The organism is Azonexus sp. IMCC34839 (assembly GCF_047047955.1).
Lineage (GTDB): Bacteria > Pseudomonadota > Gammaproteobacteria > Burkholderiales > Rhodocyclaceae > Azonexus.
Genome location: NZ_CP150631.1, coordinates 1,624,826 through 1,640,953, shown reverse-complemented (window position 1 = coordinate 1,640,953; position 16,128 = coordinate 1,624,826). Strand labels below are relative to the sequence as shown.

Below are 16,128 nucleotides of genomic sequence, written 5' to 3'. Positions count from 1 at the left end.
TGGTTTCCCGACAAGGGAAGCCCGTATGTTGTCGCCTTGACAAATGAATTTCCGGAGGCCTCATGAAGTCCCTACTGGGCTTTTTGTTCCCGCTCGTTCTCGTTTTTACTGGCGCTGATGCTTGGGCGCAAATCAAGGATATCAATTCGGCCATCAATAAGGCCGGTCGCGAACGCATGCTGTCGCAGCGCATGGCCAAGGCCTATTTCCAGATCGGTCAGCAGGTCGATGTCGAGCGTAGTCAGAAGGTTCTCGACGCCTCGGTTGCCTTGTTCGACCGGCAGCTCGTCGAATTGAAGAACTATGCGCCGACGCCCGAGATCAAGGAAACCTACCTGAAGTTGGAAAAGGCCTGGCTGGGCTACAAGGACTTGCTGATCGGCGCCTCTGCAACTCCCGATAACGGTCGCAAAGTGCTGGCTATCTCCGAAGAGGTGTTGGCCTTGGCCCAGCAGGGTACGGTCCAGCTTGAAAAACACTCCGGAACGACGGCGGGGCATCTGGTTAATATCTCCGGTCGCCAGCGCATGTTGTCCCAGCGCATGGCCAAGTTCTACCAGGCGACCGCCTGGGGTATCCAGGACGACAAGAGTGCTACTGGATTGGAAAAGGCGCGTAAGGATTTCAACGATGCGCTGCAAGAGCTGGTTGCTTCGCCAAGCAATACGCCGCAGATCAAGGACAGCCTGGATCTGGTCAAGCAGCAGTGGTTCTTCTTCGAGAATGCGCTGGCTCAGAGAAGCGGTGCCGACAAGCGGCCGCAACTGGCGGTAGCGACGACCAGTGAGCGGATACTTGAGGAAATGGAAAGCGTCGTCGGCCAGTACGAGAAACTGACCAAGTAATTGTGTTCAGAACAGACTGAGCTGTGGGCTGGCGTTTGGGGCCGGTGGCGCCAGGAAGCTGCCGGTCTCGAGTACCGGCCACGCCTCGTCAAGGCCAAGGCGCCGGCAGGCCAGGGCAAAGCGTTGGCGGATCAGGTCGGCGTAATGGCCGATGCCTTTCATCCGGCTACCGAAATTGGCATCGTTGATGCGCTGGCCGCGTAGGTCGTAGAGCACCGACATGACGCGGGCGGCTTTTTCCGGGGCATGGCGATCCAGCCAGTCTGTGAACAGACCGGCGACTTCATGCGGCAGGCGCAGTAGCGTATAGCTCGCTGTCGTTGCCCCGTGCTCATGCGCGGCAGCGAGCAATTTCTCCAGTTCGTGGTCGTTGAGTCCAGGAATCAGCGGCGAGACGAAGGCCGCGACCGGAACGCCCGCTGCGGCCAGCGTGCGCATCGCGCGCAGGCGGGCATGCGGGGCGCTGGCCCGCGGTTCGAGTTGGCGCGCCAGTTCGCCGTTCAGCGTGGTCAGCGAAATGGCGACGTGGGCCAGCCGCTGTGCGGCAAGCGCCTGCCAGAGATCGGCGTCGCGCTCGATCAGCGCCGATTTGGTGACGACGGTGACCGGATGCTTCAGTTCCAGGAGAAGCTCGAGAACGCTGCGGGTCAGACGTTCGCTGCGCTCGAACGGTTGGTAGGCGTCGGTCGCGGTGCCCAGCGCGATCGGCGAGCAGCGATAGCCGGGCTTGCTCAGGGCTTCGCGTAGCAGGCGAACGGCATCCGGCTTGGCAAAGATTTTTGTTTCGAAATCGAGTCCGGGCGATAGCCCGAGCCAGGCGTGCGTCGGGCGGGCGTAGCAATAAACGCAACCATGTTCGCAGCCGCGATAGGGATTCAGCGATTGCTCGAAGGGCAGGTCGGGGGAGTCGTTGTGGCTGAGGATGCTCTTTGAGCTGTCGATCAGCAGATGGGTCTGTGGTTTGCCCGGCGTCATCGGCTGCCAGCCGTCGTCGACCGGCTCGCGCAACTCCGTGCTGTAGCGGTGCGGCACATTCTCCACCGTGCCGCGCCCCTTGATGGTCGGCAACGTCATATTTGACGGTGGATCGGTGTCGAAGTTGTCCATATTCATCCGGTAGAATGCCGGGTTTTCAGCAAATTTTGAATAGGTCCGTCATGACGCCGCAAACGAAACCGAATACCGACGACGTTCGCATCCGGGAAATCAAGGAACTGGTTCCCCCCGCCCATGTTTTCCGCGAGTATCCGGTGTCGAATCGCGCCGCCCAGACCACCTATACCGCCCGCCAGGCCATTCACCGCGTGCTGCACGGTGCGGACGACCGCTTGCTGGTCGTGATCGGCCCATGCTCGATCCACGACTACGAAGCGGCGATGGAGTACGCCAAGAAGCTGGCCAAGGAGGCTGAGAAGTACGCCGAAGACCTGATCGTCGTCATGCGCGTCTATTTCGAGAAGCCGCGAACGACGGTTGGCTGGAAGGGGCTGATCAACGATCCGCGTCTGGACAACACTTTCCGCATCAACGAAGGCTTGCGTCTGGCCCGTCGCATCCTGCTCGAGATCAACGAGATGGATCTGCCATGCGCCACCGAGTTCCTCGACACTATCACGCCCCAATACACGGCTGATTTGATCGCCTGGGGCGCCATCGGTGCGCGTACGACCGAGTCGCAGGTGCATCGCGAGTTGGCTTCCGGCCTGTCCTGCCCGGTCGGCTTCAAGAACGGTACCGACGGTAATATGCGCATCGCAGTGGACGCCATCCGTGCCGCCAATTCGCCGCACCACTTCCTGTCGGTGACCAAGAACGGCCATACCGCCATCGTGTCGACCATGGGCAACGAAGACTGCCACGTCATCCTGCGCGGCGGCAAGGAGCCGAATTACGATGCGGCGAGCATCGAGGCGGCCAGCAAGGAAATCGCCCAGGCCGGCCTGGCGGCTCGCCTGATGGTCGATTTCTCGCACGGCAACAGTCGCAAGCAGTACAAGCTACAGATGGAAGTCTGCGACAGCGTGGCCGCGCAGATCGCTGCCGGCGAGGAGCGCATCGTCGGCGTCATGGTCGAGTCTCACCTGGTCGAAGGTCGTCAGGATCTGTCGCCGGAAAAGGAACTGACCTACGGTCAGAGCATCACCGATGCCTGCATCAACTGGGATGACAGCCTGAAGGTGTTGGACAAATTGGCTGAGGCGGTACGTGCCCGCCGCGTGGCCGAAGCAGCCGAGTAATCTGCCGAATGCCGCTCAGGCCATGTTGGCCAGGGCGGCAGCCAGCATGTGATTGTCGTCCTGTTCGGCCATGGCGCCGCTGCCTTGGCTTTGGATTTCGACCACGTAACCCATGCCGCGCAGGACTTCGGCCCAGTGTTCGGCGTTCGGGCGTGAGTCGTGCCAAGGGCCGTACTCCTTGACCGGCCGCGAACTGCCTTGATCACGATATTGGGTGACTACGCGATACACGCCTGCTTCTCCTCGATGCGGGAATTATCGCGCCCAGTGATCAAAGGCGACAAGAGGCCGGCAGTCCGCCGGCAGTCACGCCGCATTTTTTCCTTTTTGCCACAGGACGTCGCCGCGGCCGCCAGCACGGTTGAGCAGACGGCCGAGAATGAACAGCAGGTCGGATAGCCGGTTGACGTAGCGGCGCGCGGCGTCGGACAGCGGCTCGGCATTGTTCAGACGCACCATGCTGCGTTCGGCGCGGCGGCAGACCGTGCGGCACAGATGGGCGACCGCTGCCGGGCGGGTGCCGCCGGGCAGGATGAATTCCTTCAACATCGGCAGATCGGCGTTGAATTCGTCGGCCAGCTCTTCCAGGCGGGCGACTTGCGCATCTTTCATGATGGCCATGCCGGGCAGGCAGAGTTCGCCGCCGAGGTCGAACAGGGCGTGCTGGATGTCGAGCAGGGCGGCACGCACGCGGTCCGGAAGTTCTTCGCAGAGCAGCAGGCCGATGCTGGAATTGAGCTCGTCGACTTCGCCGATGGCGTCGATGCGCAGGCTGTCCTTGGCGGTCCGGCTGCCGTCGCCCAAACCCGTGGTGCCGGCGTCGCCGGTGCGGGTGACGATTTTGGACAGGCGGTTGCCCTTGCGTTCGGTCTCGGTGTTGTTTTGGTTGTCGCTCACGATGCTCTCTCCTGAAGGTCGGCAGATTATACTTTTCGTCCGCCCTAAAGACTGTCGTCGCCATGCCAAAGTTCGCAGCCAATCTCAGTTTTCTTTTCTCGGACGTACCTTTCACCGAGCGCTTTGCCAAGGCGGCACAGGCCGGATTCCAGGGCGTCGAGTACCTTTTCCCTTATGAGTGGCCGGCGCATGACATCGCCGAATGGCTACGCGACAACGATCTGGAGCAGGTGCTGTTCAATTTGCCGCCGGGCGACTGGGCAGCCGGCGAGCGCGGGCTGGCCTGTTTGCCGCACCGCCAGGGAGAATTTGCCGAGAGTGTCGAGCAGGCGCTGAACTACGCCATGGTGCTTGACTGCGAGCGCGTGCATTGCATGGCCGGGCTGCGTCCGGCTGGCTATGAGGAAGCCGAAATCGAAGCGACCTACATCGCCAACGTGCAATATGCCGCCGACCGTCTGGCGACGGTGGGGGCGACGGTCATGATCGAACCGATCAACAGCCGCATCGACATGCCGGGCTACTGGCTCGACGACGTGGCCAAGGGTTTTCGCCTGTTGGAGGCTGTGCACCGCAGCAATGTGAAATTGCAGCTCGATCTCTATCATGCGCAGATCATCCAGGGCGATCTGGCGCGCACCATCGAGGCCCATCTGGGGAATATCGGCCATGTGCAGATCGCCGATAACCCGGGGCGACACGAGCCGGGTACCGGCGAAATTCATTACCCCTATTTGTTCGAACTGCTCGACCGCCTGGGCTATGCCGGCTGGGTCGGCTGCGAATACAAGCCGCTGACGACAACCGAAGCCAGCCTGGGCTGGATGCGCAAGTGAGCGCTCGAACGATTTTGCGCCGGCTGTTCGATGCGGCAATCGCGGCGGCCGATCCGGCGCTTTGTGTGCCGCCGGCTTTGGCCGAATTGACCCCGCCCGGACCCGGCGGGCGATTGATCGTCATCGGCGCCGGCAAGGCCTCGGCGGCCATGGCGCGAGTCGTTGAGGATGCCTGGGCCGGGCCGCTCGAAGGGCTGGTCGTCACTCGCTACGGCCACGGCGTGCCGTGCGATCGCATCGAAATTGTCGAGGCGGCGCACCCAGTGCCGGACGCCGCCGGCGAGCAGGCGGCGGCGCGCATTCTGGCGATGGTTTCCAAGCTGTCGCCGGCTGATCGTGTCTTGGCCCTGATCTCCGGTGGCGGTTCGGCATTGCTCGCGGCACCGGCCGCCGGCGTGAGCTTGGCAGAGAAGCGGGCGCTCACCTCCGCGCTGCTCAAATGCGGCGCCAGCATCGGAGAGATCAACTGCGTGCGCAAGCATCTGTCAGCCATCAAGGGCGGTCGGCTGGCGGCTGCCGCCTGGCCGGCTCCGGTGCTGACCCTGGCGATTTCGGATGTGCCGGGCGACGACCCGGCGGTGATCGCTTCCGGCCCAACCGTGCCCGATCCGACGACCTGCGCCGAGGCGCTGCGTCTGCTCGACTTCTATGGCATCGCCGTGACGGAATCCATTCGTGCTCGCTTGGCCTCCGGCGAACTGGAAACGCCCAAGCCCGGCGAGCCGCGGCTGGCCGCTTCGAGCTATCGCCTGATTGCCAGCCCACGCCAGATGCTGGAGGCCGCTGCCGTCGAAGCACGGCGCCTGGGCATCGAACCATTGATCCTGGGGGATGCGCTGGAGGGTGAGGCGCGCGAAGTGGGCAAAGTGCTGGCCGGCATGGCCCGCTCCTGCGGTGCACATGGCTTTCCGGCCAAAAAACCATGCGTCCTACTGTCGGGCGGCGAGACAACGGTGACCGTACGCGGTCAGGGGGGCGGTGGGCGCAATACGGAATTGCTGCTCGGCGCAGCCATGGCCCTCGGTGGCGCGCCTGGCATCCATGCGCTGGCGGCGGACACCGATGGGATCGATGGCTCGGAAGACAATGCCGGCGCCTTCATCGGCCCAGAAACTCTATCGAGAGCCCGGCAGCTGGGTCTCGATGCGGCCGCCTATCTGGTCAAAAACGATGCCTTTGGCTTCTTTGCCGGGCTCGATGATCTCCTCGTCACCGGGCCGACGCGGACAAACGTGAACGACTTTCGCGCCTTCCTCGTCGGCGTAGAATGAGCCCATGCTAGAAAAAGACAAAGATTTCCACACGGAGCGAGACACTCTGATTCGTCGCCTGCAAGGCATCCTGCCTCGGCATTGCCTGTTGCATGACGACGAGGATCTGCGCCCCTACGAGTGCGATGGCCTGACGGCCTATCGCGAGATGCCGATGGCCGTTTGCCTGCCGGAGAACGAGGGGCAGGTGATCGACGTGTTGCGCACCTGTCACCAACTCGGCGTGCCGGTCGTCGCCCGTGGCGCGGGGACGGGCCTGTCGGGTGGCGCGCGGCCGCATGCGCAGGGCGTCGTGCTGTCGCTGGCGCGCTTCAACAAGATTCTGCGCGTCGATCCGCTGGCGCGGCTGGCCATGGTTCAGCCCGGCGTGCGCAATCTGGCGGTGTCCGAAGCCGCCGCCCCGCACGGCCTCTATTACGCGCCCGATCCCTCGTCGCAAATCGCCTGCACGCTGGGCGGCAACGTGGCCGAGAATTCGGGCGGCGTGCATTGCCTGAAATATGGCCTCACCGTGCATAACGTGCTGCGCGTTCGCGTCATCAGCATCGAGGGCGAAGTCTTCGAGATCGGTGGCGAAGGGCCGGATGCGCCGGGCTACGATCTGTTGGCCTTGTTCATCGGTTCGGAAGGCATGCTTGGCGTGGTCACCGAAGTGACGGTCAAGCTGGTGCCCAAGCCCGAGCTGGCGCAGGTGGTGATGGCTTCGTTCGACGATGTCGCCAAGGCTGGCGACGCCGTGGCGGCGATCATCGCGGCGGGCATCATCCCGGCCGGACTGGAGATGATGGACAAGCCGGCGACTGCCGCGGTCGAACCGTTTGTCAAAGCCGGCTACGACCTGAAGGCCGAGGCCATCCTGCTCTGCGAATCGGACGGCACGCCGGAAGAAGTGGCCGAGGAAATCGCCCGCGTGCGCGAGGTGCTGATGGCGGCTGGGGCGCGCGATATCCGCGTGTCCCAATCCGAAGCCGAGCGCCTGCGTTTTTGGGCGGGGCGCAAGGCCGCTTTCCCGGCGGTCGGGCGCATTACGCCGGACTATTACTGCATGGACGGTACCATCCCGCGCAAGCGGCTGGCCGAAATGCTTTCGTCCATCGCCGAGATGGAAAAGAAATATGGTTTGCGCTGCGCCAACGTATTTCATGCCGGCGACGGCAACCTGCATCCGCTGATCATGTACGACATGTCCAAACCCGGCGACTGGGAAAAAGCCGAAGCCTTCGGCGCGGAGATTCTGGAGCTGTCGGTGGCGCTGGGTGGCTCGATTACCGGCGAACACGGTGTCGGCATCGAGAAGATCAACCAGATGTGCGTGCAATACGCCACGCCCGAGCTGGCGGCCTTCCACCGCATCAAGGCGGCCTTTGACGACGAGGGCCTGCTCAACCCCGGGAAGGCTGTGCCCAGCCTGCACCGCTGCGCCGAATACGGACGCATGCATGTGCATCATGGCGAGATCAAATTCCCGGAACTGGAGCGCTTCTGATGCAGCTTGACGACATCGTCGCCGCCGTCCGGGCAGCACACGACCGGCACACCCCGCTGCGCGTGCGCGGCGGCGGCAGCAAGGATTTCTACGGCGGCCTGCTGGCCGGCGAGGTGCTGGACGTTTCGGCGCATCGCGGCATCGTCGCCTACGAACCGACCGAGCTGTACCTGACCGCGCGCTGCGGTACGCCGCTGGCCGAGATCGAAGCGGCGCTGGCCGAGAAGAAGCAGATGCTGGCCTGCGAGCCGCCGCAATTCGGCGGCCAGGCGACGGTCGGCGGCTGCGTCGCGGCCGGTTTGTCCGGCCCGCGTCGGCAGCAGGCCGGGGCGGTGCGCGATTTCGTGCTCGGGGCCAAGTTGGTTGATGGCAGCGGGCAGGTGTTGAACTTTGGCGGGCAGGTCATGAAGAACGTGGCCGGCTACGATGTTTCGCGCCTGCTGGCGGGTAGCCTCGGCACGCTCGGTGTGCTGGCCGAAGTGACCCTCAAGGTGCTGCCGCAACCAGTCGCTGAGACGACGCTGGTCTTCGAGTGCGACGCTGCCGAAGCGATCCGCCGGCTCAACGCCTGGGGCGGCCAGCCCTTGCCGATTTCGGCCTCGTTCTGGCTCGACGGCCAGCTCTGGCTGCGCCTCTCCGGCGCGCAGGCGGCAGTCGATGCCGCGTGCCGAAAGCTGGGCGGCACTTCTGCGGTGCACGGCCAAAAACACTGGATTTCCGTGCGCGAGCAAACGCACGCGGCCTATGCCGGCAAAGTGCTGTGGCGTGTCGCTGTGCCCTCGACTGCTGCTGATCTCGGCCTCGACGATCTGCGCGCCATCGAGTGGGGCGGCAGCCTACGCTGGTATGGTGGGGAGCAGGCCGAGATTCGCGAGCGTGCGACGCGCTCCGGCGGCCACGCCACCCTCTATCGCGCACCAGAATCGCTGCGTTGCCGCGAGGACGCCTTCGCGCCGTTGTCGCCGGCATTGCTGGCGCTGCATCGCCGCCTGAAAAAAGCCTTCGATCCGCGCGGCATCCTCAACCCCGGTCGTCTCTACGCGGAGTTCTGATGGATACCAAACTCGCCGATTTCATCCGGGAGAGTCGCGCTGGCCAGGTTGCCGAGGACATCCTGCGCAAGTGCGTGCACTGTGGTTTCTGCACCGCCACCTGCCCGACCTACCAATTGCTGGGTGACGAGCTGGACGGTCCGCGCGGTCGCATCTACCTGATTAAGCAGATGCTCGAAGGCCAGCCGGTCACCGAAAAGACGCGCACGCACCTCGACCGTTGCCTGACCTGCCGTTCCTGCGAAACGACTTGCCCATCGGGCGTCAAATACAGCCATCTGCTGGACATTGGGCGCGAGGTGGTCGAGCGCAAGCTGCAACGCCCGCTGAAGGAGGCATTGCCCCGTCAGTTGTTGAAGGCCGTGTTGCCCAATACCGCGCTGTTCAGTGCGGCGGTCGGCGTTGGACGCGCCTTGCGTCCGCTCTTGCCGTCGGCTTTGGCCGACAAGCTGCCGCCGGCCCAACCGGCAGCCAAGGCCTGGCCGGCGAAAGGCAAGCACGCCCGCCGCATGCTAGCGCTGGCCGGTTGCGTGCAGCCGGCGCTAGCACCGAATATCAACGCAGCGACGGCGCACGTGCTGGATCATTTGGGCATCGAGTTGTTCGAGGCGGACAAGGCTGGCTGTTGCGGCGCGGTGCGCTTCCATCTGAACGATCCGGAGCCGGCCAAGGACGACATGCGGCGCAATATCGACGCGTGGTGGCCGCATATCGAGGCCGGTGTCGAGGCGATTGTCGTCACCGCCTCCGGCTGCGGCGTGCAGGTGCGCGACTATGGGCATATTCTGGCCGATGATGCGGTGTACAGTGAAAAAGCGGCAAAAATCAGCGAGCTTTGCCGCGATCCGGCCGAAGTGCTGTTGGCCGAGAAGGCCGCGCTAATTTCGGCCCTCGCACAACGCGTTGCGTCGCGCGGCAAGTTGGCCTTCCATTCGCCCTGCACGCTGCAGCATGGCTTGAAGGTGCGCGGCGTGGTCGAGGAATTGCTGACGGCGGCAGGCTACGAGCTGACGCCGGTGGCCGACAGCCATTTGTGCTGCGGTTCGGCCGGTACTTATTCCGTGCTGCAGACGGAAATCGCCGGCAAGTTGCGGGATAATAAGCTGGCCGCGCTGCATGCCGGCCTCCCGGCCGTGATTGCCACGGCCAACATCGGTTGCCTGACCCATTTGCAGTCCGGTAGCGAAACGCCGGTCAGGCACTGGATAGAGTTGATAGACGAGATACTTTCGTGATTCAGGGAAATTCGATTTACGAGATCACCCGCAGCCTGGGTGAAGAGGATGCCGCGCGCGTGCGCCGCTTGCTCGAAGGCGGGGTGAAGATTCCGCCGCAGCCGCAGGTGCTCGAGGAACTGCGCAAACACATGGCACGCAAGGAGATGGACGTTCGCCGGCTGGCGCGGGTGATCGAGCAGGATCCGGGCGTGACGGCACTGCTGTTCAAAGTGGTGGCCAGCCCCGCTTATCGGCAGCACCAGCCAATCGACTCGGTCGAACAGATTCTGCACGCGGTTGGCGTCCAGCAGACCTTTAACCTGGTTCAGGCCATCGCCATGACCCAGGCCGGTGATTTGAAGAAGAACAAGCAGGTTTACGAGGCTTTCTGGTCGCGCTCGCAGCGTATCGCGCAGTTGGCCATGCTGGTCGCCGACGAACGTGTCACGGTATGCAATATCTTCCCGGATCAGGCCTACCTGGCAGGCATCTTCCATGATTGTGGGGTGCCTTTGCTGATGCAGCGCTTCCCGGTTTATTGCGCGGCAATGGGCCTGGGCGAACCGGGGCGCTGGGTGGATCTGGCCGAGGAAGACCGCAAGTTCAACGCCGATCATTGCGTGGTCGGCTATCTGGTGGCGCGCCACTGGCATTTGCCGGAGTTCATCTGCGATGCCATCCGCTTTCACCATGCCTTGGCTGAATTACCCGACCACAAGGCACGCAGCATGGTGGCGATCCTGCAACTGGCTTTCGAAATCCATTATCAGGATCTGCATGCGCCGAATCCGGAGTGGGACGGCGTGCGCGAGCACGTTTTCGAGGAGTTGGGCCTGAGCACAGATACCCTGCCTGAGTTCGTCGATATCGTGAAGGAGCGCTTTCACGAGGCCGGCTATTGATCAGTCAATTGTAATGACAATGTTAAACGCGCCCCCGGCCTTTCGTGATAGTCTTCCCGCTGGAAAGGAGAGGGGATGCCGATAGCAATCGACGCATGCGCGGCGCAGCACCAAGGGGATCGCAAGGAACAGCAGGATCGTGTCGCCATACTGGCGCACCCGCGCCGACGTGGCGTGGCACTGGCGGTGGTGGCTGACGGCATGGGCGGACATACCGGTGGGGCGCTGGCCGCAGAGCAGGTGATCCACACCGCCAAGACCAATCTCGAGCATTTTTCGCCGGATGACGAAGTGCCGCGCTGCATGCTGGAAAACAGCATGCGTGAGGCGCACACGATGATCAAGGCATCGCGCTTCATCAACGAAAAAGATCCGCATAGCACGGCCGTCATGTTGTTGCTGCAGCCGAAGACGATTACCTGGGCGCATTGCGGCGACAGCCGTCTCTATCATTTCCGCGGCAAGCAGCTGGTGCAACGGACGGTCGATCATTCCTACGTCGAACATCTGCTGGCCACCGGGCGTATCACGCTCGAGCAGGCTGCCACTCACCCGAACCGCAATGTGCTGCTGACCTCGCTGGGCGGGCAGGACGAGCCGAAATTCGACTTTGCCGAAGTCGGCGAGTTGCTTGGCGGCGATGCCTTCGTCCTCTGCTCCGACGGTCTGTGGGCCTATTTCGACGATGTCGAACTGGCGACGCTGGTGGCCGACAACTCGGCGCGCCAGGCCTGCGAAATCCTGATCGAAAAGGCGCGTCAGCGTGCCGGCGGCAATGGCGACAACGTTTCCATCGCCGTCATCAAGCTGGTCGACGTGCCGGAAACCAAGCCGAAACCACCGGCCGGTTTCGTGCCGCGCACTCCGGGTACAGCGAATTGACATGAAAACGGCGCCTGCAGGCGCCGTTTTTGTTTGAGCAGATCAGCCCTTGCGGCCCAAGCCGCCGAGCAGCGCGGCGACCACCCGCTTCGGTTTGTGCGGGTCCGGCTTGGCCGGTGCCGTCGGCGAATCCGGCACTTCACCCATGGGTTCGAGCTTTTCCTCATAGGGCTTGCTGAAGTCGAAACCGTCGGCAGCGATCATCGGATTGCGGCGCTGGCCGCGTCGATCGGTGCGCTCCGGCTTGTGGGCAAGCGGTGCCTTGGGCGGAGGGGCTGTACGCTTTTTCTTGTTGCCCGGAGGATATTCGTATTCCGGCTCCGCTTCGAAGCCAGCCACTTCAACCTGCTCGATCGGCCGCTTGATCAGCTTCTCGATATCGACCAGATAGCAGACCTCATGGGCGCTGACCAGCGAAATGGCATTACCCATCTTGCCGGCGCGGCCGGTACGGCCGATCCGGTGCACGTAATCCTCGGGCGTGTGCGGCAACTCATAGTTGATGACGTAAGGCAGGTCATCCACGTCCAGGCCGCGAGCGGCGACGTCGGTGGCGATCAGGGCGTGTGTTTCGCCAGCCTTGAAGGCATCAAGCGCCTTGATGCGGTCGAGCTGGCTCTTGTCGCCGTGGATGGCATCGGCCTTGATGCCAGCGCGCTGCAGTTCGCGGGTCAGGCGCGAACAGCCCTGCTTGGTCCGCATGAACACGATGCACTGGCGAATTTCGCCCGATTTCAGCAACTTGGTCAGCAAGCCACGTTTGCCGTATTCGGAAACCGGGTGCACGCGGTGGGTAATCGTTTCTGAAACCTGATTACGTCGCGCCACTTCGACCAACACCGGCGAGGTCAACATGGTATCGGCCAGCTTCTTGATTTCTTCCGAGAAGGTGGCCGAGAACAGCAGGCTTTGTCGTTGCTGCGGCAGCATGTTGAGGATGCGCGTGACGTCCGGGATGAAGCCCATGTCGAGCATGCGGTCGGCTTCGTCGAGGACCAGTGCCTGGACCGAGTTGAAGCTGACGCTCTTGTTCTCGACGTGGTCGAGCAGGCGACCTGGCGTGGCGACGAGAATTTCGACGCCCTTCTTCAGCTCTGCGATTTGCGGCTTGATATCGACGCCGCCGAAGGCGCACATGGCGCGTAGCGGGGTGTGCTTGCTGTAGGCCTTGACCGACTCGAACACCTGCAGGGCCAGTTCGCGGGTCGGCGCGAGGATCAGGGCGCGCACCGGATGCTTGGCCGGCGACGGGCTGCTGCTGGCGAAGGGCAGGATGCGCTGCAGGATGGGCAGCGTGAAGGCGGCGGTTTTTCCGGTCCCGGTTTGCGCCCCGCCCATGATGTCCTTGCCGCCGATGACGAGCGGGATGGCCTTGGCCTGAATCGGCGTCGGCTTGGTGTAGCCCATCTCGGTGACGGCGCGCAGAATCTCGGGCGCCAGGCCCAGATCGGCGAAGGTGATTTCAGGGGCGACTTCCGCCGCGGGAGTGGCAGCCGTTTCGGCGCCTAAGGTATTGATTTCAGACATGGGGCGGCATTATACGCCGCTGTATCGGTCGCTGTCCGGTTTGTCGGTTCCCGTTACAGCTTTTCCACTAGGGCCTCCAGTTGCTGGCGGCTAAAAGGCTTGATCAACAGGTCGTCAAAACCGGCGGCGAGGATGCGGTCGCGTTCCTCCGGGAAGGCATGGGCGGTATAGGCGACGATGAACATCTGTTCTCCATCGGGAGCGGCACGTAAACGAACACAAGTCTCTTCACCGGTGAGTCCCGGCATGCTGATGTCGAGCAGGACAAAACGGAATCGCTTGAGCGCTACCTCTTCCAGAGCACGTTCGCCACAATCGACTTCACTGACCGACCAGCCGAGTTTTTTGAGTATCGTGGCTGCCAGAAGGCGGTTGGTTGCGTTGTCGTCTACGACGAGAGCAAGGTGATCAGCCATTGTTGGCTTTCAGTGGCAGGAACACCGTGAAGGTGGAGCCTTCGCCGACAGTCGAGGTCAGAGTAATTCTGCCGCCCATGCCTTCAATCAACTGCTTGGCAAGAGCAAGGCCCAGGCCTGTCCCTCCGTGCTCGCGAGTCAGGAAATTCTCCAGTTGCTTGAATTTTTCAAAAACCAAAACCTGAGATTCCTGCGGAATCCCCGGCCCGGTATCTCGGACTGAAACGGAAATCTCGTCATTTTCGTCTTTGGCCAGCAGCACCGTAATGCTGCCGCGCTCCGTAAATTTGACGGCATTGCTGAGCAGGTTGTGCAGCACTTGCTTCAGGCGACCTGGGTCCGCCTGGATGCTTTGCGGCAGGTCGGGGGCAGATTCGACGATGAGCGGCAAGCCCTTTTTCGATGCAGTCTGACGATGTGCGGCCACGCATTCATCAACCAGTTCCTGTAGCGCGGTGTCGACAATGCTGAAGATCATTTCTCCAGCTTCAATTTTGGCAAGGTCGAGGATTTCGCTGACGAGTTGCAGGAGATGCTCACCGCTTTGGTAGATTACCGAGGCATATTGCTGATGCTCAGGATTTTCCAGGTCCATCCGCAGCAAGTCTGCGAAGCCGAGAATGCCATTGAGCGGTGTACGGAGTTCGTGTGACATCGTGGCGAGGAAAGCCGTTTTTTGCCGGTTGGCCTCTTCTGCCTTTTCTTTGGCGTCTTCCAGTCGCTTGAACGATTCTTCAACCGAATCAGCCATGCGGTTGAATGAACTGGCGAGTTCGCCCATTTCATCCGACGAACTGGCATCGAGGCGACGTTGCAGATCGCCACCCTGGAAAGCATGAATGCCGTCGATCATCGAAGTGATACGGGTTGTCAGCAGGTTGGCCATCCACACGGCAATACCGATCACGACAATGATCATGATCAGCGTGGACCCCCATAGGCCTGCCGCAGTAGTGGTCAGGCTGCGCTCGATGTTACGCAAGAGTTGGCTGCGTTCGGTTTTTAGCTGGTCGTCCTTCTCACCAACCAGGGTATTGATCTTGACTGCGGTGTCGCTGGCCGCCTTGTGGAAGTCGTCGACGTTGGCCCCGATGGTGACGAATCCAAATCCCTGTGGGGACTTGGCATATTGCCCCGTGTAATAGGGAATGGCGGCAGCGGTGGTCAGTTTCCAGAGGCCCGAGAAGAAGATCACGAAGGAGCCGGAGCCCCCGTGTTCGGTGAGCGCGTTCCAGCCATCGCATTGCGGCGAGAAGTTCAGGTAACGGCAATCGAGTCCGACGGTACCGGCTTTGGTGAGTGCCTTCGCAGGTTTGCGTTTCAAATTCGGGTCGCGGAAAGGGGGGATTTCGGCGAGAAATTCATCGGAAGGCTTGCCACTTTTTTGCCATTCAGCGTAAAGCTCTTCGTCCATCCAGGGCGTGGCAGGACGTCCGGTGCTCGGATCGTAGCCGACGATCATGTAGTCGCGGGGGTGGGATATCGAACGACTCTTGTTATCCCAGAGGAAGGCGTAATTCCCCTTGATGGGGTCGGCAATCGGCGTGTATCGCTGCTCCGTTGGCATCAGGCGATCGGAAAATTGGCGAATGTGGTCGTGATCCAGCGCCAGTGTTACGTATCCGGCTATTTGTCCGTTTTTGATTACCGGCATTCCCCAGCGCACGATGCCGCGGAAGCGCTTGCCGACGGGGTTTTCGGTGCCTGCATAGGCAGATTCTTCCGGTTTGAACGGTTTGCCGGCCTTTTCCATTGTTGCTGGCAGGTAGGCCCCGATCACATGCGTCGGGACGTAAGCGCCAATGACATTGGAGACATATATCTCGCCAGGCTTCAGCTTCTTCAACTCGGCAAAATAGGTTTCCGCTCCGATAAAGGTATTGCTGCGGTGCACTACATTTTTTAGGGTTTTTTCAGTCAGGTCGTTCGTGGTGACTTTGACTTTCTCCTGGCCATCCAGGCCGATGTAGGTCATTTCGACGAACAACGGGCGCATTTCCTTTTCGCCGAGATATTCGGGAGCACGGACATGGAAGTCACGCGCGTTATCGGGGAGGATCGCACGCGTGACCTTGGCCTCAAGTGTTACTGGTTTGGCGGCCACCCAGGATTTGCCGTCTTCCGCAAGCTGCCACTTGCCGTGCTGATAAAGGGGACGCTTACGGTCAGAGAGGAAGGCCCTGAAACTGGCTTCGCTCGGGTCGATGCCGGCGGCCCGGCGGATGTCGGCATCGCGATCGTAGAGAAATGAGGCGATTTCCTTGGCCGTGTCGGTCGTCAGTGCTTCGATTGCCTCGCGCGAACGTAGGTCTAACGCGCGGATCGAGTCGTCGACCATGGTCTTGCCCATGCTCTTGATCGTTCCGAGCATGGTGTCGGCCATGCCGGCGGCTTCGTGGGATACATCCTCGCCCAACTGGCTGGCTGCGTGCCAGGCAAACCAGGCGAGCAGGACCAAGGGGACCACCTTGATCAGCACGAAGATGGCAATCAGCTTGCTGCGAATGCCATGAAATATCGCCGGGAACTGCATAGGCCTCCTCTTGGGCTTGAGTCAGTG

At 62.0% G+C, this 16,128-nt stretch carries 15 protein-coding genes; 9 read left to right on the top strand and 6 right to left on the bottom strand.

The window, feature by feature from the left end:
• Nucleotides 1-62: 62 nt before the first annotated feature.
• Nucleotides 63-845: a type IV pili methyl-accepting chemotaxis transducer N-terminal domain-containing protein gene (locus tag WIF35_RS08085; RefSeq protein WP_412481054.1), complete on the top strand. Its 783-nt coding sequence runs from the start codon at nucleotides 63-65 to the stop codon at nucleotides 843-845.
• Nucleotides 846-851: 6 nt separating this feature from the next.
• On the opposite strand, the gene WIF35_RS08080 is transcribed toward WIF35_RS08085, so the two are convergent.
• Complete coding sequence (locus WIF35_RS08080; protein ID WP_412481053.1) at nucleotides 852-1,952, bottom strand: PA0069 family radical SAM protein; 1,101 nt, start codon at nucleotides 1,950-1,952, stop codon at nucleotides 852-854.
• A gap of 50 nt (nucleotides 1,953-2,002) precedes the next feature.
• Here WIF35_RS08080 and aroG point away from each other — a divergent pair, with 50 nt between their 5' ends.
• Nucleotides 2,003-3,082 (top strand): 3-deoxy-7-phosphoheptulonate synthase AroG, encoded by a 1,080-nt coding sequence (aroG, locus tag WIF35_RS08075; RefSeq protein ID WP_412481052.1) that lies wholly within the window; start codon nucleotides 2,003-2,005, stop codon nucleotides 3,080-3,082.
• Between the two features lie 15 nt (nucleotides 3,083-3,097).
• On the opposite strand, the gene WIF35_RS08070 is transcribed toward aroG, so the two are convergent.
• Both WIF35_RS08070 and WIF35_RS08065 read right to left on the bottom strand, forming a co-directional pair.
• Nucleotides 3,098-3,313, bottom strand: coding sequence for a hypothetical protein (locus tag WIF35_RS08070; RefSeq protein WP_412481051.1), 216 nt, complete (start codon nucleotides 3,311-3,313; stop codon nucleotides 3,098-3,100).
• Between the two features lie 75 nt (nucleotides 3,314-3,388).
• On the bottom strand, nucleotides 3,389-3,979 hold the full coding sequence (locus WIF35_RS08065; RefSeq protein WP_412481050.1) for a cob(I)yrinic acid a,c-diamide adenosyltransferase: 591 nt from the start codon (nucleotides 3,977-3,979) through the stop codon (nucleotides 3,389-3,391).
• Nucleotides 3,980-4,041: 62 nt separating this feature from the next.
• On the opposite strand from WIF35_RS08065, the gene hyi reads away from it, so the two are divergent.
• From hyi to WIF35_RS08030, 7 genes are all read left to right on the top strand, one after another.
• Complete coding sequence (gene hyi / locus WIF35_RS08060; RefSeq protein ID WP_412481049.1) at nucleotides 4,042-4,815, top strand: hydroxypyruvate isomerase; 774 nt, start codon at nucleotides 4,042-4,044, stop codon at nucleotides 4,813-4,815.
• Nucleotides 4,812-6,086 (top strand): glycerate kinase, encoded by a 1,275-nt coding sequence (locus tag WIF35_RS08055; RefSeq protein WP_412481048.1) that lies wholly within the window; start codon nucleotides 4,812-4,814, stop codon nucleotides 6,084-6,086. The genes hyi and WIF35_RS08055 overlap by 4 nt, the downstream gene beginning before the upstream one ends.
• Nucleotides 6,087-6,090: 4 nt before the next feature.
• On the top strand, nucleotides 6,091-7,572 hold the full coding sequence (locus WIF35_RS08050) for an FAD-linked oxidase C-terminal domain-containing protein (protein WP_412481047.1): 1,482 nt from the start codon (nucleotides 6,091-6,093) through the stop codon (nucleotides 7,570-7,572).
• A complete protein-coding gene (glcE, locus tag WIF35_RS08045; RefSeq protein ID WP_412481046.1) occupies nucleotides 7,572-8,624 on the top strand; it encodes a glycolate oxidase subunit GlcE in 1,053 nt (350 codons plus the stop codon). Before WIF35_RS08050 ends, glcE begins: the two co-directional genes overlap by 1 nt.
• Entirely contained in the window at nucleotides 8,624-9,859 is a 1,236-nt protein-coding gene (gene glcF / locus WIF35_RS08040; protein WP_412481045.1) for a glycolate oxidase subunit GlcF, read from the top strand. Before glcE ends, glcF begins: the two co-directional genes overlap by 1 nt.
• Nucleotides 9,856-10,743, top strand: a complete 888-nt coding sequence (locus WIF35_RS08035) for an HDOD domain-containing protein (RefSeq protein WP_412481044.1) — start codon at nucleotides 9,856-9,858, stop codon at nucleotides 10,741-10,743. The genes glcF and WIF35_RS08035 overlap by 4 nt, the downstream gene beginning before the upstream one ends.
• A 75-nt stretch (nucleotides 10,744-10,818) precedes the next feature.
• Entirely contained in the window at nucleotides 10,819-11,625 is an 807-nt protein-coding gene (locus WIF35_RS08030; RefSeq protein WP_412481043.1) for a PP2C family protein-serine/threonine phosphatase, read from the top strand.
• Nucleotides 11,626-11,667: 42 nt separating this feature from the next.
• On the opposite strand, the gene WIF35_RS08025 is transcribed toward WIF35_RS08030, so the two are convergent.
• From WIF35_RS08025 to WIF35_RS08015, 3 genes are all read right to left on the bottom strand, one after another.
• On the bottom strand, nucleotides 11,668-13,086 hold the full coding sequence (locus tag WIF35_RS08025) for a DEAD/DEAH box helicase (RefSeq protein WP_412481225.1): 1,419 nt from the start codon (nucleotides 13,084-13,086) through the stop codon (nucleotides 11,668-11,670).
• A 119-nt stretch (nucleotides 13,087-13,205) separates the two neighbouring features.
• Nucleotides 13,206-13,568 (bottom strand): response regulator, encoded by a 363-nt coding sequence (locus WIF35_RS08020; protein ID WP_412481042.1) that lies wholly within the window; start codon nucleotides 13,566-13,568, stop codon nucleotides 13,206-13,208.
• Entirely contained in the window at nucleotides 13,561-16,101 is a 2,541-nt protein-coding gene (locus WIF35_RS08015; protein WP_412481041.1) for a sensor histidine kinase, read from the bottom strand. The genes WIF35_RS08020 and WIF35_RS08015 overlap by 8 nt, the downstream gene beginning before the upstream one ends.
• Nucleotides 16,102-16,128: the final 27 nt, after the last annotated feature.

Excerpts from the sequence above, each read along its gene's own strand:
- WIF35_RS08080 (WP_412481053.1), bottom strand. The coding sequence starts at position 1,952 with ATGGACAACTTCGACACCGATCCACCGTCAAATATGACGTTGCCGACC.
- WIF35_RS08050 (WP_412481047.1), top strand. The coding sequence starts at position 6,091 with ATGCTAGAAAAAGACAAAGATTTCCACACGGAGCGAGACACTCTGATT.
- aroG (WP_412481052.1), top strand. The coding sequence starts at position 2,003 with ATGACGCCGCAAACGAAACCGAATACCGACGACGTTCGCATCCGGGAA.
- WIF35_RS08015 (WP_412481041.1), bottom strand. The coding sequence starts at position 16,101 with ATGCAGTTCCCGGCGATATTTCATGGCATTCGCAGCAAGCTGATTGCC.
- hyi (WP_412481049.1), top strand. The coding sequence starts at position 4,042 with ATGCCAAAGTTCGCAGCCAATCTCAGTTTTCTTTTCTCGGACGTACCT.
- WIF35_RS08020 (WP_412481042.1), bottom strand. The coding sequence starts at position 13,568 with ATGGCTGATCACCTTGCTCTCGTCGTAGACGACAACGCAACCAACCGC.
- glcF (WP_412481045.1), top strand. The coding sequence starts at position 8,624 with ATGGATACCAAACTCGCCGATTTCATCCGGGAGAGTCGCGCTGGCCAG.
- WIF35_RS08085 (WP_412481054.1), top strand. The coding sequence starts at position 63 with ATGAAGTCCCTACTGGGCTTTTTGTTCCCGCTCGTTCTCGTTTTTACT.
- glcE (WP_412481046.1), top strand. The coding sequence starts at position 7,572 with ATGCAGCTTGACGACATCGTCGCCGCCGTCCGGGCAGCACACGACCGG.
- WIF35_RS08030 (WP_412481043.1), top strand. The coding sequence starts at position 10,819 with ATGCCGATAGCAATCGACGCATGCGCGGCGCAGCACCAAGGGGATCGC.